This window comes from Actinomadura rudentiformis (assembly GCF_008923185.1).
Taxonomy (GTDB): Bacteria; Actinomycetota; Actinomycetes; order Streptosporangiales; family Streptosporangiaceae; genus Spirillospora; species Spirillospora rudentiformis.
On the sequence record NZ_WBMT01000010.1, the window covers coordinates 319,669 to 342,457 of the forward strand.

Annotated in this window: 22 protein-coding genes; 15 read left to right on the forward strand and 7 right to left on the reverse strand. The window is 70.8% G+C overall.

What is annotated here, in order from left to right:
* Window positions 1–34: 34 nt before the first annotated feature.
* Both F8566_RS22745 and F8566_RS22750 read right to left on the reverse strand, forming a co-directional pair.
* Window positions 35–418 carry a VOC family protein gene (locus F8566_RS22745; RefSeq protein ID WP_151563003.1) on the reverse strand — a complete coding sequence of 128 codons (384 nt, stop codon included), beginning with the start codon at window positions 416–418 and terminating at the stop codon, window positions 35–37.
* Entirely contained in the window at window positions 415–1,173 is a 759-nt protein-coding gene (locus F8566_RS22750) for an arsenate reductase/protein-tyrosine-phosphatase family protein (protein ID WP_151563005.1), read from the reverse strand. Before F8566_RS22750 ends, F8566_RS22745 begins: the two co-directional genes overlap by 4 nt.
* Window positions 1,174–1,385: 212 nt before the next feature.
* Between F8566_RS22750 and F8566_RS22755 the strand changes: the two genes are divergently transcribed.
* Window positions 1,386–2,270: an NAD(P)-dependent oxidoreductase gene (locus F8566_RS22755; RefSeq protein ID WP_151563007.1), complete on the forward strand. Its 885-nt coding sequence runs from the start codon at window positions 1,386–1,388 to the stop codon at window positions 2,268–2,270.
* Window positions 2,271–2,276: 6 nt separating this feature from the next.
* On the opposite strand, the gene F8566_RS22760 is transcribed toward F8566_RS22755, so the two are convergent.
* On the reverse strand, window positions 2,277–3,629 hold the full coding sequence (locus F8566_RS22760; RefSeq protein WP_151563009.1) for a cytochrome P450: 1,353 nt from the start codon (window positions 3,627–3,629) through the stop codon (window positions 2,277–2,279).
* Between the two features lie 124 nt (window positions 3,630–3,753).
* On the opposite strand from F8566_RS22760, the gene F8566_RS22765 reads away from it, so the two are divergent.
* Window positions 3,754–4,545, forward strand: a complete 792-nt coding sequence (locus F8566_RS22765) for an SAM-dependent methyltransferase (RefSeq protein ID WP_225993420.1) — start codon at window positions 3,754–3,756, stop codon at window positions 4,543–4,545.
* Window positions 4,546–4,655: 110 nt separating this feature from the next.
* On the forward strand, window positions 4,656–4,853 hold the full coding sequence (locus F8566_RS22770; RefSeq protein WP_151563011.1) for a hypothetical protein: 198 nt from the start codon (window positions 4,656–4,658) through the stop codon (window positions 4,851–4,853).
* Between the two features lie 28 nt (window positions 4,854–4,881).
* Here the strand turns inward: F8566_RS22770 and F8566_RS22775 are convergent, their stop codons facing one another.
* A complete protein-coding gene (locus F8566_RS22775; protein ID WP_192809812.1) occupies window positions 4,882–6,006 on the reverse strand; it encodes a serine/threonine-protein kinase in 1,125 nt (374 codons plus the stop codon).
* A 212-nt stretch (window positions 6,007–6,218) separates the two neighbouring features.
* Here F8566_RS22775 and F8566_RS22780 point away from each other — a divergent pair, with 212 nt between their 5' ends.
* Entirely contained in the window at window positions 6,219–7,676 is a 1,458-nt protein-coding gene (locus F8566_RS22780; RefSeq protein ID WP_192809813.1) for a sigma-70 family RNA polymerase sigma factor, read from the forward strand.
* A gap of 22 nt (window positions 7,677–7,698) precedes the next feature.
* On the opposite strand, the gene F8566_RS22785 is transcribed toward F8566_RS22780, so the two are convergent.
* A complete protein-coding gene (locus tag F8566_RS22785; protein ID WP_151563018.1) occupies window positions 7,699–9,009 on the reverse strand; it encodes a PucR family transcriptional regulator in 1,311 nt (436 codons plus the stop codon).
* 111 nt (window positions 9,010–9,120) lie between these two features.
* Between F8566_RS22785 and F8566_RS22790 the strand changes: the two genes are divergently transcribed.
* From F8566_RS22790 to amaP, 8 genes are all read left to right on the forward strand, one after another.
* Window positions 9,121–9,972 (forward strand): DUF72 domain-containing protein, encoded by an 852-nt coding sequence (locus F8566_RS22790; RefSeq protein WP_151563020.1) that lies wholly within the window; start codon window positions 9,121–9,123, stop codon window positions 9,970–9,972.
* Between the two features lie 254 nt (window positions 9,973–10,226).
* Window positions 10,227–10,733, forward strand: coding sequence for an Asp23/Gls24 family envelope stress response protein (locus F8566_RS22795; protein WP_151563157.1), 507 nt, complete (start codon window positions 10,227–10,229; stop codon window positions 10,731–10,733).
* A complete protein-coding gene (locus F8566_RS22800) occupies window positions 10,730–11,062 on the forward strand; it encodes a hypothetical protein (protein WP_151563022.1) in 333 nt (110 codons plus the stop codon). The genes F8566_RS22795 and F8566_RS22800 overlap by 4 nt, the downstream gene beginning before the upstream one ends.
* A 77-nt stretch (window positions 11,063–11,139) precedes the next feature.
* Window positions 11,140–11,370 carry a hypothetical protein gene (locus F8566_RS22805; RefSeq protein WP_151563024.1) on the forward strand — a complete coding sequence of 77 codons (231 nt, stop codon included), beginning with the start codon at window positions 11,140–11,142 and terminating at the stop codon, window positions 11,368–11,370.
* A gap of 14 nt (window positions 11,371–11,384) precedes the next feature.
* The gene (locus tag F8566_RS22810; RefSeq protein ID WP_404800331.1) at window positions 11,385–11,591 is read left to right on the forward strand and encodes a hypothetical protein; all 207 of its coding nucleotides are present in this window, start codon (window positions 11,385–11,387) and stop codon (window positions 11,589–11,591) included.
* On the forward strand, window positions 11,588–11,935 hold the full coding sequence (locus tag F8566_RS22815) for an Asp23/Gls24 family envelope stress response protein (RefSeq protein WP_151563026.1): 348 nt from the start codon (window positions 11,588–11,590) through the stop codon (window positions 11,933–11,935). Before F8566_RS22810 ends, F8566_RS22815 begins: the two co-directional genes overlap by 4 nt.
* A complete protein-coding gene (locus F8566_RS22820; protein WP_151563028.1) occupies window positions 11,932–12,561 on the forward strand; it encodes a DUF6286 domain-containing protein in 630 nt (209 codons plus the stop codon). The genes F8566_RS22815 and F8566_RS22820 overlap by 4 nt, the downstream gene beginning before the upstream one ends.
* Before the next feature lie 3 nt (window positions 12,562–12,564).
* Entirely contained in the window at window positions 12,565–13,143 is a 579-nt protein-coding gene (gene amaP, locus F8566_RS22825) for an alkaline shock response membrane anchor protein AmaP (RefSeq protein ID WP_151563030.1), read from the forward strand.
* A gap of 15 nt (window positions 13,144–13,158) precedes the next feature.
* Here the strand turns inward: amaP and F8566_RS22830 are convergent, their stop codons facing one another.
* Window positions 13,159–14,475: an MFS transporter gene (locus F8566_RS22830; RefSeq protein ID WP_151563032.1), complete on the reverse strand. Its 1,317-nt coding sequence runs from the start codon at window positions 14,473–14,475 to the stop codon at window positions 13,159–13,161.
* Window positions 14,476–14,722: 247 nt separating this feature from the next.
* Here F8566_RS22830 and F8566_RS22835 point away from each other — a divergent pair, with 247 nt between their 5' ends.
* The 3 genes from F8566_RS22835 to F8566_RS22845 all read left to right on the forward strand — a co-directional run bounded on the left by F8566_RS22835 (window position 14,723) and on the right by F8566_RS22845 (window position 19,653).
* Window positions 14,723–15,691, forward strand: a complete 969-nt coding sequence (locus tag F8566_RS22835) for a TIGR03557 family F420-dependent LLM class oxidoreductase (protein WP_151563034.1) — start codon at window positions 14,723–14,725, stop codon at window positions 15,689–15,691.
* A gap of 264 nt (window positions 15,692–15,955) precedes the next feature.
* Window positions 15,956–18,076, forward strand: a complete 2,121-nt coding sequence (locus F8566_RS22840) for a beta-glucosidase family protein (RefSeq protein ID WP_225993421.1) — start codon at window positions 15,956–15,958, stop codon at window positions 18,074–18,076.
* Window positions 18,077–18,276: 200 nt separating this feature from the next.
* Window positions 18,277–19,653, forward strand: a complete 1,377-nt coding sequence (locus tag F8566_RS22845) for an MFS transporter (RefSeq protein ID WP_225993422.1) — start codon at window positions 18,277–18,279, stop codon at window positions 19,651–19,653.
* Here the strand turns inward: F8566_RS22845 and F8566_RS22850 are convergent.
* On the reverse strand, window positions 19,634–22,477 hold the full coding sequence (locus F8566_RS22850) for an AfsR/SARP family transcriptional regulator (RefSeq protein ID WP_151563038.1): 2,844 nt from the start codon (window positions 22,475–22,477) through the stop codon (window positions 19,634–19,636). The two genes, F8566_RS22845 and F8566_RS22850, sit on opposite strands and share 20 nt — an antisense overlap.
* Between the last annotated feature and the right edge of the window lie 312 nt (window positions 22,478–22,789).

Here is a 22,789-nt window from a genome sequence, read left to right on the forward strand (position 1 = left end):
AGGTGAGCGCTGGGCTGGAACCGTCGGCTTCGACTCAGCGTGAAGCGGGTTCGAACAGCTCGATGAGGTTGCCCGCCGGGTCGGTGAGGAGGATCTGGCGTCCACCGGGGCCGGCGACCACATCGCCGCGGAACGGCAGCCCGGCCGTGCGCAACCGGTCGATCTCGGCGTCGAGGTCGTCGACGACGAGATGGATGCGGTTGCGGCCCGGCGTGGCGGAGTCGTCGGGCGTGGCCCGGGCGCCTGAACTCGCCGGCCCGGACAGCAGCACCCGCAGCGGCCCGCGGACCACGTCGGCGAAGGCGGGCGCGGGGTTGCTGTGCAAGGTGAAGCCGAGGTGGTCGGTGTAGAAGCGGACAGCGGCGTCCACATCGTCGACAATGTAGCGGACACCGGCGAGCTCGTCGGTCGTCGTCATGGTTGGGCCTCCTGGTTCTTGGCGAGTACGGGCAGCAGGTAGCGGATACGGGTGTCGATCTCCGCCGCCATCTGGCTGAACACCGGGTAGCCCCCACCGGCCGGGTCGGGGATGCTCCAGTGGATCAGCCTCGAATGATCGCTGAACTCGTGGCGGACCTCGCGGACCTTGTCGCACAGGCTGATCAGGCGGTCGAAACGGTGAACGGTCACCGTGTCCAGGTGACGCGGTCGCTGGTCGCCGATGTCGATGCCGTACTGCTCGCGCAAGACCAGCACGGCGTTGGGATGCATGTCCGGTTTAGGGTGGCTGCCGCCACTGGTCACCTCCACATGGCCACCGGTGCGATGGCGCAGCAGGGCCTCGGCGACCGGCGACCGGGCGCTGTTGCCGGTGCACGCGAACAGCACGCGAGCCCGGACCGGACGGACGTCCGCGGCGGATGGCGGGGCGGGATCCAGGCGCAGCGCCGGGTGCAGGGCGACACCGGCGGCGGCCAGTGCGTCCGCGCAGCGCTCCAGGTCGAGGTGGTAGTAGCTGTCGCGGGCGTCGAAGCTGCTCCGGTGGGAGGTGACGAGCCCGCTGCCGCGAAGCAGCCGCAGATGGTAGGAGACCAGGTTCTGCGGGTGGCCGAGCAGCTCGACGAGCTCACGCACCCGGTAGTCGCCGGTGCTCAGCTCGGTCAGCAGCCGCCACCGCAGTGGATGGGCGGCCATGCGCACGAACGCCGGAGCCGGCGGACCCGAGGGCACCATGTCCCCAGAATACATCAAAACAGTTTGATGTATGTGTCGTATGACACAGGCACCCGGACGGGCGTTGCCGTCGTCGCTCGTGATCCCACCGAGGGTCACGATCCGGATGTCCCCGCGCGGAGTGGGGACCCCGGTCCGCCGCCTTGACCTTCATATCGGTGTGAACGTTGATGATTCAGCCATCAATGCCAAACCCACCTGAGGGAGACTTGATGGAGCAGCACAATGCCGGCCGTACGCCTGTGACGGTCATCGGCCTTGGACTGATGGGCCAGGCGCTTGCCGGAGCGTTCCTGCGCAACGGACACCCCACGACCGTGTGGAACCGCACGGCCGCGAAGGCCGAGCAGCTGGTCAAGCAAGGCGCCACACTCGCCGGCTCAGTGAGCGACGCTGTCGCGGCCAGCCCACTGGTGGTCATCTGCGTCTCGGACTACGACGCCGTACACGGGCTGCTCGACCCGCTGGGTGAAGTCCTGGACGGCCGGGTGCTGGTGAACCTGACCTCCGGGACCTCGGCTCAGGCACGTGAGACCGCCGAGTGGGCGGCGGGGCGCGGCATCGACTACCTCGACGGTGCCATCTTGGCCCTCCCCGCGGGCATCGACGCCGGGGACGAGGCCGTCATCTACAGCGGGCCCCGGCCGACCTTCGAGCGGCACGAGCCGACGCTGCGGAGCCTCGCCTCGGGGACGATGCACCTCGGTGACGACCCGGGCCTGGCGTCGCTGCACGACGTGGCCGTGCTGACCATGATGTGGAGCATTCTGAACGGCTTCCTGCACGGCGCCGCGCTGGTCGGGACGGCGGGTGTGCCGGCCACGGCGTTCACCCCGCTGGTGAAGATGTTGATCGGGACCGTGACCGGCTGGCTGGACGGCTACGCGCAGCAGATCGAAGAGGGCACCTACCCGGGGTTCGACTCCACGCTCGACACTCACGTGGACGCGATGGAGCACGTCATCCACGAGAGCGAGTCGCTGGGCGTCAACGCCGAGCTTCCCAGGTTCGTCAAGGCCCTGGCCGACCGGGCCGTCGCCGCCGGGCAGGGCGGCGACGGCTACACCGTCCTGATCGAGCAGTTCCGCAAGCCTTAGCCTGCTCTAGCCCTGGCTGCGCGGGGTCAGGTTCATGCGGATGTCTTCGGCCGCCCATAGGACGAAGCGTTCGATGGGTTGAATCGTCTGCTCGGACGCGAGCTGGAAGTCGAATCGTTTGAGGAGGGTCGAGAGGACGAGTTCGGCCTCGACCATCGCCAGGCCGGCACCTTCGCAACTGCGGGGTCCCAGCCCGAACGGGATGTAGGCGAACCGGGGGCGCCCCGCGGACGCCTCCGGTGTGAATCGGTCGGGGTCGAACACCTCCGGGTCGGGCCAGTAGTCCGGGTTCATGTGCACGGCCCAGAACGGATAGAAGATGGTCGTGCCCGCGGGAACGGTGTATTCGCCGAGCACCAGGTCCTCGGTCGCCTCGCGCGCGCCGTACGGCCCCGGCGGGTACAGCCGCATCGCCTCCCTGAGCACCATGTCCAGGTAGGTCAGCCTCTTGAGGTCGCCGTACTCGGGCACGGCCCGGTCGCCCAGGACCACGTCCACCTCGTCGGCGGCGCGCTTGGCGACATCCGGGTGCCGGGCCAGCAGGTAGAGCGTCCAGGAGATGGCGACGCCGGTGGTGTGGTGGGCGGCCAGCAGGGTCATCAGCACCGTGTCACGAATCCGCGCCGGGGACTCGCCTGAGGCCGCCAGGGCCGCGACCAGGTCGCTGCGGTCGGCCTCCGCGTCTCCCTCGCGTTCCGCGTGGGCGGCGATCACCTGGTCGACGGTCGCGCGCAGATAGGTCAGGGCCTCCTCGGCACGCGCGGCGCGTTCCTCCTCGGTGCCCGGCGTCTCCAGCTGGTACAGCCGCCCCAGGTATTCGGTGAGGAGGTCCTCGAACGCCGACACGACCCGCCCGGCGGACTCCTCGGACTCCAGGCCGCTGCCCAGGGCGTACTCGCAGATCATGCGCAGTGAGAGCTCGCTCAGGTCCTTCTGCAGCTCGACCGGCGACGCCAGTCCCGCCCAGCGATCGGCCATCTCGGTCGTCAGCTCGGTGAAGCGCGCGAAGTGCGCCTCGTGCGAGGGACGGCCGGCCAGCACCGACAGCATCACCTTGCGCCATGGCACGTGCTCGTCGGCCGGGATCGTCTGCAGGTTGCCCGACTCCTGCAGCGGGGTCAGGAACTCGAAGAGCTTCTCCGGCCGCTTGTTGATCTTGGCCGTGGCCTCCAGGAGAAGGGGATCGGCGACCGAGACCGCCAGGTCGGCTCCGGGCAGCGGGAAGCGCACCACCGGACCGTACTCGGCGTGCAACCGCAGCTGGTAGTTGTGCAGACCCCCCGCCTCCACGATGGCTTCGACGCCGCCCTCCGCGGGCGGACCGGGAATCTGGGCTGGGGTAATACCGTCGCGTGGCATGACACTCTCTCGCGTCGTATTTGATTCGGTTGTACCGGGGTAGGTGCTGTGCTTGCATGCTCTCAGGTATTTACCGATATGACTGGCATTTGGATGCCGCCCATCGGGCGGCCGGGAGTGGACATTGGACAAGGTCGATCTGCGGACACCGAACGTCGCGCGGATGTACGACTACCTCTTGGGCGGTAAGGACAACTACGCCACCGACCGCGCGGCTGTCGAAGAGGTCGTCCGTCTCGCCCCCGACACACCGTTCATGGCACGCGAAAACCGCGCCTTCCTGGGACGGGCGGTGCGGTTCCTGGCCGAGTCAGGGGTCCGGCAGTTCGTCGACATCGGCTCCGGCCTGCCCACCCAGGGCAACGTGCACGAGATCGCCCACCGCGTCGCCCCGGACTCGCGCGTCCTGTACGTCGACATCGACCCGATAGTGCTGGCCCACGGGCGCGCGATCCTCGCCAGCACGCCGGGGGTCGCCGTCATCCAGGGCGACGCCCGGCGCGTCGAGGACATCCTCGACGACCCCGAGGCGCGCGCGCTCATCAATTTCAACGAGCCGATCGCCGTGCTGATGCTGGCCGTACTGCACTTCATCGGCGATGAGGACGATCCCTCCGGGATCGCGGCGCGGCTGCACAAGGCCATGGCGCCCGGGAGCTACCTGACGGTCTCGCACGTGACCGCCGACTTCGACGCCGACCGCCGGGTCCGGAACGCGGGCGCGGTGTACGAGAAGGCCACGTCCCAGATCACCCTGCGCAGCCACGCGGAGGTCACGCGGCTGTTCGACGGTTTCGAGCTGGTGGAGCCGGGCTTGACCACGCTGTCGCTGTGGCGCCCCCGGCCGGGTGCGACCCTTCCGCCCGGCGCCGACCGCCAGTGGTGCTACGCGGGGGTCGGCCGCAAGCTCGACTGACGCGGGCAGGGCCGGGTGGACGGGTTTGTCCTTTAACTCATCGGGCACAGTCGTTTCGTTCGACGATGTAACGCCATTCATGCCCCAGTGGCCGGCCGTCGGAGGTAGCGATGCGTATCGGAACGGCTCTGCTCATCATCTGGCTGGTGATCGGCGCGCTCGCCGCCGGGCAGCGCCACTACTTCGACGACTCCGACGCCGACTGCTCGAACGTGGCGACGGTCGCGGTGACCATCGTGGCCGGTCCGTTGAATTATGTCGGTGTGAATCCGAAGATCTCCTGCAAGACACCGCAGCCGAGCAAGTAACCACCCCAAAGAAACTACCTGCAAGTAACTAACCGCGGCCCTTCTTGTCCTTTTTCTTCTTGCCTTTCGAATGGCCCGGGGGCTGGTCGTCCGGTGCGGGCGGGACCAGCTGGGCCGGTCCCGGTGGCGGGCTCGGTGCCCGGGAGTTCGGCGCGTGGGAGCTCGGTGCCTGGGAGCTCGGCGCCTTTGAGGGGATGGTCACCGCCGGCGCGGGGGTGGCGGGCGCGCTCGTCTCGACGACCGTCACGATGGTGAGCACGGCGGCGATGAGGACCACGGCCGCGACCGCGGCCGCTTGCAGTGGTCTGTCGCTCAGGCGCGCCCGCGACCGCGGCCGCGAGGACGGCAGCACCTGGGTGGTCTGGTGCAGGGTCAGTGTCTCCAGCACGTGAGCCACGTGGCCGGCGCTCGGCGGCCTCTGGGCCGGGTTCTTGGCCAGGAGGGACATGATCACCTGGTCGAGGTCTCCATCGGTCCGCAGCGGGATGGGGTCGTCCTCCACGTGCTGGCGCAGGAGTTCTTCGGTGTCGGGGGCGACGAAGGGCGGACGTCCCGCCGAGAGCTCGTACAGCACGCAACCCAGCGCGTACAGGTCGCTGGACGGTCCTGCCTCCTGCCCTCTGATCTGTTCGGGCGAGATGTACAAGGATGTGCCGATCAAGGGGCCTGATCGGGTCCTCGGCCGGTCGGCCGTGCCGGCGATGCCGAAGTCCGCAAGCTTGACGGTGCCGTTGTCGGCCAGCAGCAGATTGCCCGGCTTGACGTCGCGGTGCACGATCCCCTGCGCGTGGGTGGCCTCCAAGGCCCGTGCCGCCTGCGCGCCGATCTCGGCCACGCGCCGCGGCGAGAACACCTCTCCGTGGCGCAGCGCCACGGCCAGGTCGGATCCGGCCACCCATTCCATGACCATGAACAACCGGCCGTTCTCATCCCCGACGTCGAGGACCTCCACGACGTTGGGGTGGACGAGCCGCGCGCCGTGCCTGGCCTCGTGCCAGACCTGTGCGGGCATCTCGACGATCTTGACCGCGACGGGGCGTCCGAGCCGCAGGTCCGTCGCACGCCAGACCTCGGCCGTACCACCGCGGGCCACCAGTTCGACCAACCGGTAGCGGCCTGCCAGCACCCGCTCCGGACCTGCCAGTCTGTGCACGATCTCTCCACGTCCGAGGACCAACGCGGGCGTCATGCCCACGTTTGGTCAGCGCACACGATCGGACAGGTGTCACGTTGAGGCCTCCCGGGGCACGGCGGAGTACCCGCCAAAGCCCTGGGAGGCCTACCACTGAGCCAGTGTTGGCCAAATGCGCCAATAGTGATGGGCGAGGGTTGTGGTGACTTGCGAGGCTTGGGTTGGATGGCCCGGTGGCTACGCGCGTGGGAACGGAGTCGGACGCCGACCTGGTGGCGGCGGCCGGGACCGGCGATGAGCATGCGTCGGGAGAGTTGTTCCGGCGGCATCACACCGCTGTGCTGGGATACGCCCGGGGCCTGGTGCGCGACCAGCACGCGGCCGAGGACCTGACGAGCGAGGCGTTCGCACGGACGCTGGCGGCGCTGCGCCAGGGCATGGGGCCGCGCGAGGCCTACCGGCCCTACCTCTACACCGTGGTGCGCAACACCGCCGCCGACTGGGCCCGGTCCGGTCGGCGCACGGTGGTGACGGACGAGGTCGCCGAGTGGGCCGACCGGCCCGCCGACGAGCCGCCGGACCTGGAGGAGCTCGACGCGCTGGTCCGCGCGTTCCGCTCCCTGCCCGAACGATGGCAGACCGTCCTGTGGCACACGATCATCGAGGACGAGCCCGTCCAGCAGGTCGCCGAGCTGCTCGGCATGGAGCCCGGCGCGGTCGCCCAGCTGTCGTTCCGGGCCCGCGAGGGGCTCCGGCAGGCCTTCCTCACGGCCAGCTGCGAGGGCGATCCGGAGTGTGCGGAGTTCACCGCCCAGCTCGCCGCGAGCGTGCGGCGGCCAGGGCGCCGCCGCGGCCGCGCCCTGCGCTCGCACCTCGCGTCCTGCGCGGGTTGCCGGCGCACCGCCGAGGAGATGTCCGACCTCAACGCGCGGCTGCGGCGCGCCCTGCCGGTCGGCGTCGTCGCGCTGGGGGCGCCCTCGGCGCCGCTGGGTGTCCTCGCGCCGGCGGGCGGCGGGGCGGCCCTTCCGGGCTGGGCGCTTCCCGCGGGGGTCGCCGGGGCGGGCGGTGCCGCCCTCCTGGCCGTCCTGTTCGCAACCGTGGGTCTCGGTCCGGCAGAGCGGAAGCCGCCGAAGGCCGCGGCGCCGAACAGCCCGCCCGCCATGTCGGCGAGCCCGGCCCCGACCCGGCGCCTGCAGCCGGCCCAGAACGGCGGTACGCCGACCGTGGCGCCCAAACGGATCAAATCCGCCAAGCAGAAGCCCCCGGGGGCCGGTCCCGCTCCGAACGGGGTTTTCCGGATTCGCAGTGCGACCCTGCAATCATGCTTGGCCCCGGCCGGCTCGTCGGTCGTGCAACGCCCGTGCGGTGACTCGGCAACGGCCTGGCGGCGTAAGAACACCGGTGGCGGATTCACACTGACCAGCGGCGCCAACGGCAAATGCATGAGCCGCGGAACGGAATCCGACTCCGTCCCCTGGGAAGGCGCCACGAAGTACGCCGTGACGACGGCGCCCTGCGGCGGGCCGCACCAGATCTGGAAGTTCGTGCGGTCCGGCGGTGTGGGCGGCGCGCGGTTGGCCAACGGGGACGGCTGGTATCTGCAGGCCAGCTATTCGGGCCTGCAGCCGGTGACCCTGAAGTCCTCGTCGTTCTCCGGCATGGCCGCCCAGGGCTGGGTCGTCCAAGAGTAGATCCGCCGAACGGTGGGAACGCTCACCCGCAGCTGAGCTGGTCGCTCGGCAGGGGCTCGGCGTTGAGGGTGAGCCACGCCCGCAGCGCCATGTGCAGTTCGAGCCGCCCGGTGACGGCGTGGATGTCGTCCCCGAAGAGATCGTCGAGCTGGCGGATGCGGTAGCGGACGGTCTGGGCGTGCACATGCAGGCGTCCGGCGACCTCAGTGGCGTTGAAGCCGCACTCCAGGCAGGTGACCAGGGTCTCGGCGAGCCGGTAGCGCTGTGCGGGCCGCACGGTCAGCAGCGGCGCGAGCCGCCGCTTGATCATCCGTTCGACCAGCTCGCGTTCCCGCATCATCAGGATGATCGGCATGTGCGACTCGGCGACGATCAGCCCGGCGGTGTCGTTATGGCAAGCAGGGTCGGTCCGGCGAGCAGGGTCGATCTGGCCGGCAGGGTGGATCAGCCCCTGCACCGCCAGTTCCAGCGCGCTGGCGGCCCAGCGCATCGACGTGGCCAGCTCTGTGATCTCGACCGTCGGGCCGATCGCGGCGGTCCAGCCGCGCAGTTGCTGCCGCAGGAACCGGTGGCGGCCGGGGCCGTCCGGATCGGGGACGATCAGACACGGCTCGGAGAGGTGCAGGCCGAGCAGCACATCGGGCGGAACCGGCGGGCGGCGGGAGTCGGCGCCGTGTTCGCGCAGGGCCACTGCGGCCACGGTCTGCGGCAGCGGCCAGCCCGCCTCGCGGGACGGCTCCCTGAGGTCCTTCAGATCCGGGGCGGGCTCCGCGAGGAGCAGGTCGAGCAGCCGACGGCGGCGGTCCTGGTGCGCGCCCGCCGCACGCGCCGCGGCGTCTGCGTGTCCCGCCGCGACGGCATCGGCGAGCTGGTTCAGGTACCCGAAGACCGCGTTGGCGATGCCCGCCACGATGGCCGCGGTCGTCCGGTGACCGAGGCTCTCGGCGCGCTCGGTCAGCCGTTCGACCGCCACACCCGCCCCGATCCGGGTCGACGCCTGCCAGGCGTCCAGCGTCCGCCCCTCAAGGGCCTCTCCGACGCCGATCCGCCGCCAGTACTCCAGCACCTCCCCCGACTCCGTGCCGGGATCGGCCAGCAGGTCCAGGAAATGCCCGATGGCGTATTCGACGGCCAGCCCGAGTGCCTCGGCGTACCGGTGATCGTGCGGCCGCCGGAACTCCGGAACCCGCTCCTGGATCCGGCGGACCGCCTCCGCGGCGATCCCGGGCACGTGCGGACGAAGATCGCGTGCGATCCGGGCGTCGTCCTTGAACGACAGTCCCAGTTCGATGCGGCGCACGGGAAGGCCGACCACCCTGCTGCGGTCAGACAATGAGTTCTCCTTCACTGGTACCGACATGATGGAGAGACGGCGAGACCGCGTTCTCATTACGGACTTCCGCAGAATTTCTGCCGTCGGTGGAGCTTCGATAGCGTCGGATCCATGCGGCTTCATGTGGGATGCGCGATGTGGGCTCATGCGCCTTGGCAGGGCCGTCTGCTGCCCCATCCCCTGTCCCCCAAGGAGCGCCTGCGTGCCTATGCCAGCTGGTGCAACGCGGTTGAGGGCAACACCACGTTCTACGCCACGCCCAGCCGCGACGCCGTGGAGTCGTGGGCGGAGCAGACGGACCCGGATTTCCGCTTCGTGGTGAAGCTGCCCAAGACCATCACGCACGAACGGCGCCTCACCGGTGCGGACGAGGATCTCCGGGCGTTCCTGACGGCGGTCGAACCCCTCGGGCCGCGCAACCACGCGCTCTGGATCCAGCTGCCGGGGTCGTTCGCGCCGTCAGATCTGGGGACCTTGGCGGCCTTCCTCCGCCGGCAACCGCGTACGCACCGGTGGGCGGTCGAGGTACGGCACCGGGCGTTCTTCGAGGACGCGCGGTCGGCGGGATGGCTTGAGAGGCTGCTCACCGAGGTCGGCGCGGAGTGGATCCCGTTCGACACCGTGACCATGTTCCAGAGCCCGCCGACCAGTGACGCAGAACGGGACGCCTGGACGAAGAAGCCGCGGGTGCCGCGCCGGTCGGCGGCGCTGACCGACCAGCCGATCGTCCGCTATCTCGGCCGTGACGACACGGCGCGGACGGTGGAGGGCTGGCGGCCATGGGTCGGGCAGGTCGCCGAATGGCTTCGCGAGGGCCGGTCTCCGACGGTCTTCATCCACACGCCCGACAACGCCGACGCACTGACACTCGCCCGCCGGTTCCACGAGGAAGTGCGGGAACAGGTGCCGGAAGCCGAGCCGCTTCCCGAGCCCATTCCCGCCGAGCCGCCGACCCTCTTCTGAGTTAATGAGAAAGCTCTCAAAACTCGACTGCTGAGGCTGCTCAGCAGCACAAACGTCACAGCAAGCACAAAACAACGGCGTGCTTGTGCAAATTCGGCCATTCTTTACCCGTGGCGTCATATTACGGCTAACGCGGGTATGAACCCAGTCATCCATGCTCATGCTCACAGATCGATCGGGGGAAGATCGTGACTCAGGGCAACGGGAAGACCACGACCAGGGACCGTTCCAGTGCCGACGTCCCGCGCGGGCCGGTGACCGAGTCGGCGTCGAGAACGTCCAAGGAGGACGGGCAGAGCGCGTCCTCGCCGGGCACGCGCTCGAAGAGCGGCGGGACGCTGGTCACCCAGCAGGGACGCACCACGATCGCCGACGGCGTCGTCGCCAAGATCGTGGGAATGGCGGCCCGGGAGGTCGGCGGTGTGCACGCCCTGGGTGCGGGCATGGGTCGCACGCTCGGCTCGATGCGCGAGCACATCCCGGGCATGACCAAGAGCGTCTCGCAGGGCGTGGCCGTCGAGGTCGGCGAGCGGGAGGCGGCCGTCGACATCGACGTGGTCGTCGAGTACGGGGTGGCGATCCCGGCGCTCGCCGGTGCCGTCCGCGAGAACATCATCCGTTCGGTCGAGCAGATGTGCGGGCTGGACGTCGTCGAGGTCAACATCACCGTCGACGACATCCACCTGCCCGTGGAGGACAAGAACGACGACTCGGGTTCGTCCCGCGGCTCCGACAAGCCGAGGGAATCACGGGTCCAATGACGTCGGTCGAGGCTCCGGCCTCCGGCTCCGCCGGCTCACCGGCCGACGGGGAACTCGCCGAACGCGTCGCGGCGGCGGCCGTCCGGTGCCCCGGGGTGGCCGGCCTGTGCGCGAACGAGCCGGAGAACGTCGTCACCTACCGGCGCGGGGCGCCGTTGCGCGGGGTGGCCGTGCACGACGACGAGGTCGTGGTCTGCGTGGTCACGACGCTGGAGCGGCCCGTCTTCCGGACCGCCGAGACGGTCGCCGCGACCGTCGCGCCGCTGGTGGGCGGGAGGTCCGTGCACGTGATCGTGGGAGATGTCATCGCGGACGACGGACGGCGCTGAGACGGACTGACCCAAGTGCGGACCCAAGTGCGGACACAGGTGCAGATACAGGTGCTGAGCAGGGATGACGAGCCGGAATGACGAGCGGGAATGACAGGGCCGCCTTCCGCGCCTGGATCCGCGCCAACCATCCGGACGCGGGAGGCGATCCCGAGGTGTTCGCCACGGGGCTGCGCCGCCGACGTCCCGCGCCCGCCGCGCGGGCGCACGGCCGGGTGACCGTCGTACGGCGGCGGCGGGGACCCGGCGGGGCCCTCCAGCGATGGCTGGAACGCCGCCGCCGGCGACGTGCTCGCAAGCTGAACTAAAAGGGGGATTGACGATGGGTGACGCGAAGATCTGGCCGCTGGCCGGTCTCGCCTTCGGCGCCGTCCTGGGACTGGCGGCCGGCTTCGGCGGGTTCGGCCCGTTCCTGGCGGTCCTCGTTCTCGGGATCATAGGCTTTCTCACCGGCCGGGTGATCGAGGGCGAGCTCGATGTGAGCGATCTCTTCGGACCGGCGCACGAGCGGCGGGGCAGGTCATCATGACCGCCCGGCTCACCTCGGACCACGGAACGACCGAGATCGACGACAGGGTGATCGTGGCCATCGCCTGCCGGGCCGCGGCGGAGACGCCGGGCATCGGCGGCGTGCACGGCCGGTTCCCCGGCCACAGGCGCGGCGAGGGGCGCCCACGCGGCTGGACGGCCGCCGAAGGTGATCTGGTCTCGCCACGCGTGCGGATCTCGGTGGACTATCCCGCCTCCGTACGCGAGGTGACCCGGCGGGCGCGCACGCGGATCCGGGATCAGGTGCGGGCGCTCACCGGCCTCCGCGTCGGTCCCGTGGACATCGAGGTCGCCGCGCTCGCCCAGGGGAGGCGGTCGTCATGACCACTGCCGCCGGACGGCTGCCGAAGGCGTCGGATCGTACGGAGGCGCCGCCGAAGAGCGCGGACCGCGCGGCGCGGCGGGCGGCCCGCCGCGTCTTCCGGCCACGCCGGGTATGGCCCGCCCTGGTGGCGGCGACCACGCTGACGGTCGCCGGCACGATCGTGGCCATCGAGACCATCTCCGCACTCGCCGGCAGTCCTGCGGGCGTCATCCCGTACGAACGGCTGGCGGACCGGCTGGCCCGCACCGGCTGGCGGAGCACCGCAGTGATCGCCGCGGGCGCCGTGGCCTTGCTCCTCGGCCTTGCCGCGCTGCTGGCGGGCCTGCTCCCCGGGCACACGAAGCTGATCCGGCTGCGCACGGACGACCCCGATCTCGTCATGGGGGTCACCGGGCGTGGCCTGCGGACCGCGGCCGCGACGGCGGCCCGCGACGTCGACCTGGTCAGCGACGTCCACCGCGTCAAGGCGCGGCGCAACCGGGTCATCGTGACGGTGGTCACGCCGGTGCGGGACACGGGCGAGCTGAAGGAGAAGGTGCGCGACGCCGTGCGCGCCCGCTTCGACGAGCTGGGGGTCGACCCGCCCCGGACTGTCGGCGTGCGGGTCCGGCGCAAGGGGGCGTGACGCATGGATCGCAAAGCCGCATTCATCAACCGCACGGGGCTGACCGTTCTGGGGCTGCTGCTCACGGCCGGTGGGGGCGCCATCCTGACGCGGGCCGTCGGCTGGTGGGGGCCATCGGCGGAATCGGCGCCCGTCCTCACGGATGCGATGCGCCGCTTCCCCGGGGAGCACTCCTGGTTCTGGCCGTCGGTCGCAGCCGGTGCCTGCGCGCTGGCACTGATCGGCGTGGCGTGGTTGCTCGCGCAGGCCCGGAGCGAGAAGCTCCCCGGCCTGTCCCTGGAGGCGGACGACTCAGGCGGGCAGACACGGGTCTCCTCGGACGCCGTGACCTCCGCCCTGGAAGAGGAGATCGAGGCCCTGCCGGGCGTCCGAGCCGCGCGGGCACGGCTCCTCGGCGACAAGGACCATCCGAGGCTGATGCTCAACGTGGCGTACGGGGCCCGCGCGAACCTGGAGACCCTGCGCAAGGGCATCGAGGACAAGGCCGTGACGCATGTGCGTGCGGCGCTGGACCTCAACGCGCTGCCGACGGTCGTCCGCCTGAGCCTCGTTCCGGGTCAGCACCGCCGAAACGTGGCGTGATGGCCGCGCAACCGCTCAGCCGACCCGCGAGTCGGCGACGGCGGGCGCACCGCTCATCGCCGGGAACGCGGCGCTCGCGGCAGGGGCTGCGGCGGCCTGGACCGGGACGGGGTTCACGTCCATGGTCGTGGCCACGGAGACTCGGGCCCGCTTGATGCGGATCAGGGCATAGGCGGCGATCAGCGCGGTGGCCGTGGTGACCACGCCCGCCAGCACGAGCGCGGCACGGGGGCCGAGGGCGTCGGACAGCGCGCCGAGGGCGGGAGGACCGACGGCGCCGGCGGCGGCCCCCACCATGCCCTGGGCGGCGATCACACGGCCGCGCAGGTGGGAGGGGCTGTCGAGCTGGGCCCGGGTGCTGACGGTGGTGTCGATGATCACAGCGGCGGCGGCGACCGGGACCATCACGATGGCGAAGAAGACCAGACTCGGCGAGACGCCGGAGAGCAGTTGACCGACCGACGCCGCCACCGACACGGCCAGCAGCAAGCGGAGGGGCAGCCGCGCCCGCGCCGCCGCGTAGAGGCCGCCGAGTACCGTGCCGATCGCGAAGGCCACCGACAACACGCCGTAGCCTCCGGCACCCGCGTTCAGCGGCCCATCGCTCATGGCCGCCATGGTCACCTGGTAGTTGCGCCCGAGGCTGCCCATCACGAACGCCAGGGCGAAGGTCACCAGCAGCCATGGGGTGCGCAGCACGTACCGCAGCCCGTCCGCGATACCGCGCTCGGTCGCCGCGGCGGGCGAGATCACGTGGAGCTCCCCGCGCCGCATCAGCAGGACCGCCGCGATGACGGCGAGGAAGCTGGCCGCGTTGGCCATGAACACGCCCGAGACGCCCACGAGCGGGATCAGCGCGCCGGCGAGGCTCATGCCCAGGATCCGCCCGGCAGAGTTGATCACCGAGCCGAGCGCGAGCGCGTTGGACAGATCCTCGGGACCGACCACCTCCGCGCCGAACCGTCCCAGGGCGGGGCCGCTGAACGCCCCGACGACACCGGACGCCAGCGAGATCGCGTACAGGCCGCCGGTGGTCTGCACGTCGCCGACCGCGATGAACGCCAGCAACACGGCCAGCCCGCCCTGCGCCACCTGGGCGGCGAGCACGATCGGCCGCACCGGCAGGCGGTCGGCGAGGGCGCCGGCCAACGGGCTGAGCACCAGGGCGGGGGCCGCGTTCAGCACGAGGCCGAGCCCGACGCTGGTCGCCGAGTGCGTGATCGACAAGATCAACCAGTTGAGGGCAAGCGCCTGCATCCAGGTGCCGGTGACGGAGACCATGTCCGAAATCGCCCACAACCGGTAGTTATGATGTCGCAGCGAGCGAAACATCGCTGGTAGAGCCAACTGCCTTTACCTCTCCTTGGGTATCCAGAGAGGTTTCAACAAGGCGACTCTGTCCGAACCTTCCAGTCGGACCGAAATGTGAAGAGGATCACTCACCGTCGATGTTTGAACGCCCGGAGGCCGGGGTCACGGTCACCGCGCCCGATCCCGCCCCAGGGTGGTCTCGCGTTCGTCGACAGGGCGTTGCCAAATCTGGATGGTTCGTCAAGGTCCAGTGGGTATGCGAGCGGTCATGAAGTTCGGATACACACTGCTCTGCGAGCAGACGCCACCCAAGCAGCTGATCGAGGATCTCGTCGGAGCCGAGGAGATCGGCTTCGACTACTCGGTCATCTCCGACCACTACTTCCCCTGGCTGGAGGAGCAGGGGCATTCGGCCTACGTCTGGTCCGTGCTGGGCGCGCTGGCGCAGGCCACCGAGCGGATCCCGCTGATGACGTTCGTGACATGCCCGATCATGCGTTACCACCCCGCCGTGGTCGCGCAGAAGGCGGCGACCGTCGGGGTCCTGTCCGACGGCCGGTTCACGCTGGGGCTCGGCGCCGGCGAGAACCTCAACGAGCACGTCGTCGGCCGCGGCTGGCCCTCGGTGGACGTGCGGCACGAGATGTTCGCCGAGGCAGTGGAGATCATCAAGGAGCTGTTCGGCGGCGACTACGTCAACTACCGGGGACGGCACTTCACGGTCGACTCGGCCAAGATCTTCGATCTGCCGGAGCGGCCCGTGCCCATCGGCATGGCCGCCTCGGGGCCACGGGCCGGCGGGCTGGCCGCCAAGTACGCCGACGCCCTCATCTCCGACCAGCCCGTCGGCGACGTCGTCAAGCTCTTCAAGGAGAAGGGCGGCCAGGGCAAGCCGGTCTACGGTCAGATCCCGGTCTCGTACGGCGACAACGCGGACGAGGCCAAGGAGATCGCGCACCGGTACTGGAAGTTCTCGGCGCCCGGCTGGAAGGTGATGGCCGAGCTCGCCACGCCGAAGAACTTCGAGGCCGCCGCCGAGACCGTGCGTCCGGAGGACGTCGCGGAGTCGGCACCCTACGGAGACGACGTCGAACGCTACGTCCAGGCCGTGCAGCAGTGGGCGGACGCGGGATTCACGCACATCTCGTTCTGCCAGAGCGGGCACGACCGGCAGAAGGACTTCCGCCGGTGGGCGGAGGTCGAGTTGCTGCCCGAACTGCGCGAACGCTTCGGGTGAGCCGGCCACGCCAAGGGGGTCCAAAATCCTGGCCTGTGTCCAATAAGTAGCGTTAGCCCGTTTCTGTACCGCGCATATCTCCTGCCGCGGGCCCGTATCGGCGGGCCCACCGAGCGACAGGAACGGATCATCGTTACGCCCACGCGCAGAACCTCGCCGGACGAGGTCGCGGAACCGGGCCGGGCGGACGGGCAGACTCCCGAGTCCCGGGCCAGAGCCCTGGTCCGGCAGCTGACGCTGGAGGAGAAGGTCGGGCTCCTCCACGTGCCGACGTGCTACGACTCCGCCTGCCCGGAGGGCGCGAAGCAGACGGCCGCCTTCCACCCAGGCGTTCCCCGACTCGGGATCCCGCCGATCCAGGAGACCGACGCCGGGCTGGGGATCGCCAACCCCTGCGGGCTGCGGAAGGGCGACACGTCCACCGCCCTGCCCGCGGGCCTGGCCATGGGGGCCTCGTTCGACGCCGGGCTCGCCCGCCGCGTCGGCGCCGTCGTGGGCGCCGAGGCGCGCGCCAAGGGCTCGGTGATCCAGCTCGCGGGTGCCGCCAACCTCATCCGCGAACCGCGCGGCGGCCGCAGCTTCGAGTACGTCGGGGAGGATCCGCTGCTCACCGGCCGCCTGGCCGGCGCCGCGATCGCCGGGGTGCAGAGCCGCGGGGTCGCCTGCACCCTCAAGCACTTCGCCCTCAACGCTCAGGAGACCGGCCGCACGGTCGTCTGCGCGCATCTCGGGGAGAGCGCGATGCGCGAATCCGACCTGCTCGCGTTCCAGATCGCCATCGAGCACGGCCGGCCCGGCGCCGTCATGACCGCGTACAACCGGGTCAACGGCGCCTACGCCAGCGAGAACCCCTTCCTCATCGACCATGTGCTGAAGCATGAGTGGGCGTTCCCCGGCATGGTCATGTCCGACTGGGGCGGCACGCACTCCACGGTCGAGGCGATCACCGCGGGCCTCGACCGCGAGTCCGGCGAGGACCTGGACGACGAGGTCTACTTCGGCGCGCCGCTCCTCGACGCCGTCCGGGACGGCCGTGTGCCCGCCGCCCGCGTCGATGACGCGGTCACGCGCATCCTGACCGTCCTCATCAAAGCCGGCCTCCTGGAACGCGCCGTCCGGACCGCGCCCGAGCCGCCTGCGCCCGGTCCGACCCCGCCCGGTTCGACCGCGGACAGGCCGACCGCGCCAGGGCCGCCTGCGCCCGAGCCGGCCGCGCCTGCGTTGACCGCCGAGCAGCGCGCCGCGCACGCACGGGAAGCCCGGGACCTGGCCGAGAGCGGCATCGTGCTCCTGCGCAACCGGGGTGCGCTCCCCCTGGCCCCCGGCACCGGGCAGATCGCGCTCATCGGCGGGCACGCCGATTTCGGCGTGCTCTCGGGAGGGGGCTCCAGCCAGGTGGCGCCCGAGGATTCGATGGCCTGCCGCCGGGACGGCCTGCCGCGCGTCTACCACGCCTCCTCGCCGCTGGCCGAGCTCCGCTCCGCGCTGCCCGACGCGCTGGTGGTCTACCAACCCGGTGGCGACCTGGAGTCGGCCGCGCACGTCGCGGGGAACGCGGACGTCGCGATCGTCTTCGCCGAGTCCTGGTCCACCGAGGGCCGGGACCATCCAGACCTGGCGCTGCCCGGCGACCAGGACGCGCTCATCAGCGCGGTCGCCAGGACCGCCGTCTGCACGGTCGTGGTCCTGGAGACAGGCGGCCCGGTGGAGATGCCCTGGCTCGAGGACGTCGACGCCGTTCTCGCCGCCTGGTACCCGGGTTGCCAGGGCGGCCAGGCCCTCGCACGCATCCTCACCGGAGCCGTGTCACCTTGCGGGCGGCTTCCCGTCACCTTCCCCCGCGACATCGACCAGTTGCCGAGGCCGGTCATGCCGGATCCCGCCAGCACCACCTCCGATCCGGGCCGGCCCCGGCACGGCTTTTTCCAGGTGGACTACGACATCGAAGGCTCCGATGTCGGCTACCGCTGGTACGAGCGGCAGGGTATCGATCCGCTCTTCCCGTTCGGCTTCGGGCTGACCTACACGCGCTTCGGCTACGCCGATCTCAAGGTCACGGACGAGGACGGCCTGAGCGCGGAGGTCACCGTCACCAACACCGGCACCGTCGCCGCGACCGACACCCCGCAGGTGTACGTGACGCTCCCGCCCGCCACCGGCGTCCGGTCCTCGCGCCTCGCCGGCTGGGCCCGTGTCCCTCTCGAACCCGGGAAGTCCGAACGCGTCACCATCGAGCTCGAACCGCGCATCCTGGCCGTCTACGACACCGCCCTCCCCGGCTGGCGCACGCACGCCGGGCGCTATGGCGTCGATCTCCGAACCGACGCCCGCACCACCAGGCTGAGCACGGCCATCGAACTCGACGCCCGAACGGCGGCCCCGTGACCGGGACGCCCCCGGACGACCACAATCGGCGCCATCGAGGAATGACTTCTCGCCTATTCCACGGACCTGTAAACGCCATCCCATGACGTTTGTCTCAGCGCAAAAGGGCGCTTGAGAGGGCGCTTTCCGGGAAGGGGCCACTGGCGACTGCGTTCATGCAGCGTGCCGGTTTCAGTAGCGCAGCGAGGAGGTGCGTGCCGATGAGCAGCGCCGCGAAAGCCCATTTCCCAGCAGGCCCTGGTGAGCCGAAAGCCGAACGCGACGCGGTGCGCCGCGCGGTAATGGCGTCCACCATGGGAAATGCCGTGGAGTGGTTCGACTACGGCGTCTTCACCTCCGGAGCCATCACCGGCATCATCGGCACGGTCTTCTTTCCCGGCGACTCCAACGCGGTGCTCAAATCGCTGGCGCTGGTGGCGATCGGATTCATCGTGCGGCCCTTCGGCGGGGCCTTCTTCGGCCCGCTGGGCGACAAGATCGGCCGGCGGCCGGTGCTCGCGCTGACCATCCTGCTGATGTCGTCCTGCACGTTCCTCGTCGGCGTGCTGCCCACCTATGCCGCCATCGGCGTGGCCGCGCCCATCCTGTTGCTGCTCCTCCGGCTGGTTCAGGGTTTCTCCACCGGCGGGGAGTACGGCGGCGCCGCCACGTTCATCGCCGAGTACGCGCCGACGAGGAAACGGGGCTTCTACGGCAGCTTCCTCGAAGTGGGAACGCTGACCGGCTACGTGATGGGCAACGGCGTGGTGCTGGCCGTGAGTCTGCTGGCCGGAACGGAGGCGATGCACGACTGGGCCTGGCGCATCCCGTTCATCCTCGCGCTGCCGCTGGGCGTCGTCGGGCTCTACCTGCGCTCCAAGCTCGACGACCCGCCGGCGTTCCGCAGGCTGGAGGAGACAGGCCAGAAGCCGGAGAAGGCGCCCATCAAGGAGACGCTGGCCGGTCACTGGCCGATGATCCTCAACCTCATCGGCATCGTCATCCTGCTGAACGTCGCGGACTACATGCTGCTGACCACGATGCCGTCGTACTTCACCACGCATCTGGACATCGGCGCCAACACCTCCACGATGATCATCATCGGGGTGGAGCTCGCACAGCTGTGCGTGCTCGTGCCGCTCGGCATGTTGTCGGACCGCGTCGGGCGAAGACCGCTGCTGATGACCGCCGCCATCGGCTTCCTGCTGCTCAGCTACCCCGCCATCCGGCTGATGCAGAGCGGGAGCCTGGTCGCCCTCATCATCGGCTTCGGCGCGGTCGCGTTCCTGCTGGCCCTCATCCTCGCGGTCATCGGCTCGACGTTCCCGGCGATGTTCCCGACGCGGGTGCGCTATGGCTCGTTCGCCATCGGCTACAACGTGTCGACCGCGCTGTTCGGCGGCACCGCCGGCGTGGTGGTGGAAGCGATGATCAACAAGACCGGGGACAAGAACTGGCCCGCCTACTACCTGATGGGCGCCGCGGCGATCGCGATCATCCCGATCCTGCGCACGCCGGAGACGGCCAAGGTGCCCATCGAGGTGATCGACGCCGAGACCGACCGGCACGCGGGCGCGCTCACCGGAGTCCGGGACTGAGCTCGCCGAGCGACGCGCGGGCACGCCTCTCGTCGTCGGCACGGCCGAGGTCGGCGAAGAGCTCGGCGGCGGTCTCCAGGTGGGCGACGGCCTGCTCGTGCCGTCCCAGCTCCTGGTGCGCCCGGCCCCACAGCTCGTGGAAGTAGGCCTCGCCCAGCTTGTGCCCGATGCTCTCGCTGAGCCGCAGGCCTTCCTCGCAGAATGACGGCAGCCTGCTGAAGTCGCCGGCGGCGAGGTGCACGCGGATCAGGCTGTGCAGGGCACTGCTCTGGTAGGTGGCGTGGCCGAGGCCACGGGCGATGGCGAGCGACTCCTCGCATGCCGCGATGGCGCGTTCGGGGTCACCTGTCTGGCTGCAGACGAGCCCGAGCACCCGCAGCGCGGCGAACTCGGTGTGCGGATCACCGACCTTGCGCGCCAGCTGGAGCGCGTGCTCGGCGTCGTCGCGGGCGTCGTACGGGCGGCCGAGGCACTGGACGCTGAACGCGCGCAGCTCCAGGGCGCGAGCCAGATCCTGCCGGCTGTCGGTCTCGGCGAAGACGGCGGCGCAGTCGTCGATCAGCGGCAGGGCCTCGGCGGGCCTGCCCCGGTCGGCGGCGATCACCTTGGCCGCCCGGAACCGCGCCCGCGCGGCGGCCGGGGCGTCACTCTCGCGCTCGGCCGCCGCCGCGACGATCCGCCAGAGATGTTCGGCTTCCTCGTGCAGGTGGTGCAGGTGCAGGTGGGACGCCATGCGCAGGACGAGCCCGGTGGCCAGCCGGAAGCGGCCGGCGGCGCAGGCGGCCGTCACCGCCGTGCGCAGGTTGGCCAGCTCGCTGGTGAACCACGCGGCCGGGTCGGGCTCGATGAGGCGCTTGACGAGTTCGTCGCTGACGGCCATGCGCGGGGTGAAACGCGACGGCGGCGGGAAGTACGGGTCGCGCGGCACGAGGGAGTCGGCGTGGTCGACGAGCTCCAGCCAGCCGATGGTCAGCCGCTCCAGTGCGGGCTCGGCCTCAGCGTCGCCGGCGAGCTGCTCGGCGGCGTAGTCGCGCAGCAGGTCGTGGAGGCGGTACCGCGGCTGGTGCACCTGGTCAACGCCGGTGGCCGACAGCAGGCTCTTGTCCACGAGGGTGTCGACGACCTCCTCTGCGGACGGGTCGTCGAGCAGGACCCCCACGACCCAGGGCGCGAAATCGTGCGGCCCGGCGAGGGCGAGCATGCGGAACGCCCGCCGGGCCCGTTCGTCCAGGGACTGGTAGCTGGCCTCGATCAGCGCCCGTACGGCCGTGTTGCCCGCCACCAGATGGTCCAGCCTGCGCTCGGGCTCGGTGAGCAGGCCGGCCATGTGCGCGAGAGGCCAGGTGGGACGGCCCGCCAGCCGGGCGCCCACGATGCGCACCGCCAGCGGGAACCCGTCGCACGCCTCGACGACGCGGGCGGCCGCGGCCTCCTCGGCGGCCACCCGGTGCGGCCCGATGATCCGGCCGAGCATGCGCAGGCCCTCCGGGCGGCTCAGCCGTTCGAGCGCGAGCAGGTGCGCGCCGTCGAGGCCCAGCGACCGGTTGCGGCTGGTGATGAGGATCGCGCAGCCGGGCGTGCCGGGGAGCAGCGGCTGGATCTGCCCGGGCGCCGCGGCGTCGTCGGCGACCACCAGGACCCGCTTCCCGGCCAGGCGCGAACGGTAGAGCGCGGCCCGTTCAGGGAGGGTCCCAGGAATGTCGGCGGGGGCGACCCCGATCGCGCGCAGCACCTCGTTGAGGACCGCCGCCGGGTCACGCGGGGTCTGCGACGCTCCGGCGAGCTGGACGTACAGCTGGCCGTCCGGGAACGACGGGGTGACCAGGTGGGCGACGTGCAGGGCCAGCGAGGTCTTGCCCACGCCCGGCGGCCCGCTGATCTGCACGACGGGCGGCGCGGTGGCCATCGCGGCGGACGCCAGCAGCTGGCGCAGCCTGCCGCGCTGTGTCTCGCGGCCGGTGAAGTCCCGGACGTCGGGCGGGAGCTGGCGGGCCAGCGGCTGCCGGGGCGGGCGCGCCGCCTGGGCGGAGTGCCCGTCCTGCCCCGGCGCGGGATGCGGCGGCGGGTGCGGGTTCAGATCCGGGTCGTCGACCTTGATCCGGTGCCACATGCGCTGGAGCTCGGGGCCGGGTTCGCTGCCCGCGGCCTGCTCCAGCATCTCGTGCGCCTCGTCGTACGCCTGGAGCGCCTCGGTCTTGCGGCCTGACCGGTACAGCGCGAGCAGCAGCTGCGCCCACAGGTACTCGTTGAGCGGGTCGTCGAGGACCCAGGCCCGCAGCTCCGGGACGAGCGCCCGGTGCCGGCCGAGCGCGAGCCGGATCTCCACCAGCTCCTCCCGGGCGACGCGGCGTTCGTCCAGCAGCCCGGCGGCGATGCCGGCCACGGCCGAGGTCTCCGGCAGGTCGTCCAGCGGCGGGTCGCGCCAGAGGGCGAGGGCCCGCTCGTAGAGCTCGGCGGCCAGCGGGGCGTCACCGCGGCCGCGGGCCTCCCGTGCCTGGACGAGGAGATCCCGGAACGTTACAAGATCCACCGTGTCGCGGTCGCCCAGCCGCAGCCGGTAGCCGCCGTGGCCTGGCGGGACGCGGTCGGGGGACAGCACGCGGCGCACGCCCGCCACGCAGGTCTTGATGGCGCCGGTGCGATCCGCCCGGTCGCCGTCCGCGCCCGGCTCCCAGAGCAGCGCCTGCAGCTGGTCCGACGAGAGCGCCTGGCCGCTCTTGAGGACCAGCACGCTGATCGCCGAACGGATCAGCGGCTGGGAGACCGTGATGGGTTCACCATCGTCGGAGCGGATCTCCAGCCGCCCAAGAATTCGAAACTCCACTGACCTGCTCGCAGCCTTTCCACGCCGCCAAGAAGGCCAAGCTAGTGAACTTCACCCGAGACAATCATGACCGGATGTGGTCACGAGTCAATGCCAGTAAGGGACTCTGTTGCCACAGCCTGCGGCATCACGATCCCCCGGGCCCGCCGCACGCAGGACACGGCCGGACCTGCTCACCTTCCGCTGACCTTTGAGGTCTAACGTCGATGTCCCTCTTTTCCCGATTCCGGGAGATCCCACGTCCCGCACCCCGCCCCGGTTCCCCGCACCCCGCCCGGAGCGCCCGAGGAGGGTGAGCATGACGACGACTTC

Excerpts from the sequence above, each read along its gene's own strand:
- F8566_RS22800 (WP_151563022.1), top strand. The coding sequence starts at position 10,730 with ATGACGTCGGTCGAGGCTCCGGCCTCCGGCTCCGCCGGCTCACCGGCC.
- F8566_RS22755 (WP_151563007.1), top strand. The coding sequence starts at position 1,386 with ATGGAGCAGCACAATGCCGGCCGTACGCCTGTGACGGTCATCGGCCTT.
- amaP (WP_151563030.1), top strand. The coding sequence starts at position 12,565 with ATGGATCGCAAAGCCGCATTCATCAACCGCACGGGGCTGACCGTTCTG.
- F8566_RS22750 (WP_151563005.1), bottom strand. The coding sequence starts at position 1,173 with ATGGTGCCCTCGGGTCCGCCGGCTCCGGCGTTCGTGCGCATGGCCGCC.
- F8566_RS22820 (WP_151563028.1), top strand. The coding sequence starts at position 11,932 with ATGACCACTGCCGCCGGACGGCTGCCGAAGGCGTCGGATCGTACGGAG.
- F8566_RS22805 (WP_151563024.1), top strand. The coding sequence starts at position 11,140 with ATGACGAGCGGGAATGACAGGGCCGCCTTCCGCGCCTGGATCCGCGCC.
- F8566_RS22770 (WP_151563011.1), top strand. The coding sequence starts at position 4,656 with ATGCGTATCGGAACGGCTCTGCTCATCATCTGGCTGGTGATCGGCGCG.
- F8566_RS22815 (WP_151563026.1), top strand. The coding sequence starts at position 11,588 with ATGACCGCCCGGCTCACCTCGGACCACGGAACGACCGAGATCGACGAC.
- F8566_RS22845 (WP_225993422.1), top strand. The coding sequence starts at position 18,277 with ATGAGCAGCGCCGCGAAAGCCCATTTCCCAGCAGGCCCTGGTGAGCCG.
- F8566_RS22810 (WP_404800331.1), top strand. The coding sequence starts at position 11,385 with ATGGGTGACGCGAAGATCTGGCCGCTGGCCGGTCTCGCCTTCGGCGCC.
- F8566_RS22835 (WP_151563034.1), top strand. The coding sequence starts at position 14,723 with ATGAAGTTCGGATACACACTGCTCTGCGAGCAGACGCCACCCAAGCAG.
- F8566_RS22790 (WP_151563020.1), top strand. The coding sequence starts at position 9,121 with ATGCGGCTTCATGTGGGATGCGCGATGTGGGCTCATGCGCCTTGGCAG.
- F8566_RS22830 (WP_151563032.1), bottom strand. The coding sequence starts at position 14,475 with ATGTTTCGCTCGCTGCGACATCATAACTACCGGTTGTGGGCGATTTCG.
- F8566_RS22745 (WP_151563003.1), bottom strand. The coding sequence starts at position 418 with ATGACGACGACCGACGAGCTCGCCGGTGTCCGCTACATTGTCGACGAT.
- F8566_RS22760 (WP_151563009.1), bottom strand. The coding sequence starts at position 3,629 with ATGCCACGCGACGGTATTACCCCAGCCCAGATTCCCGGTCCGCCCGCG.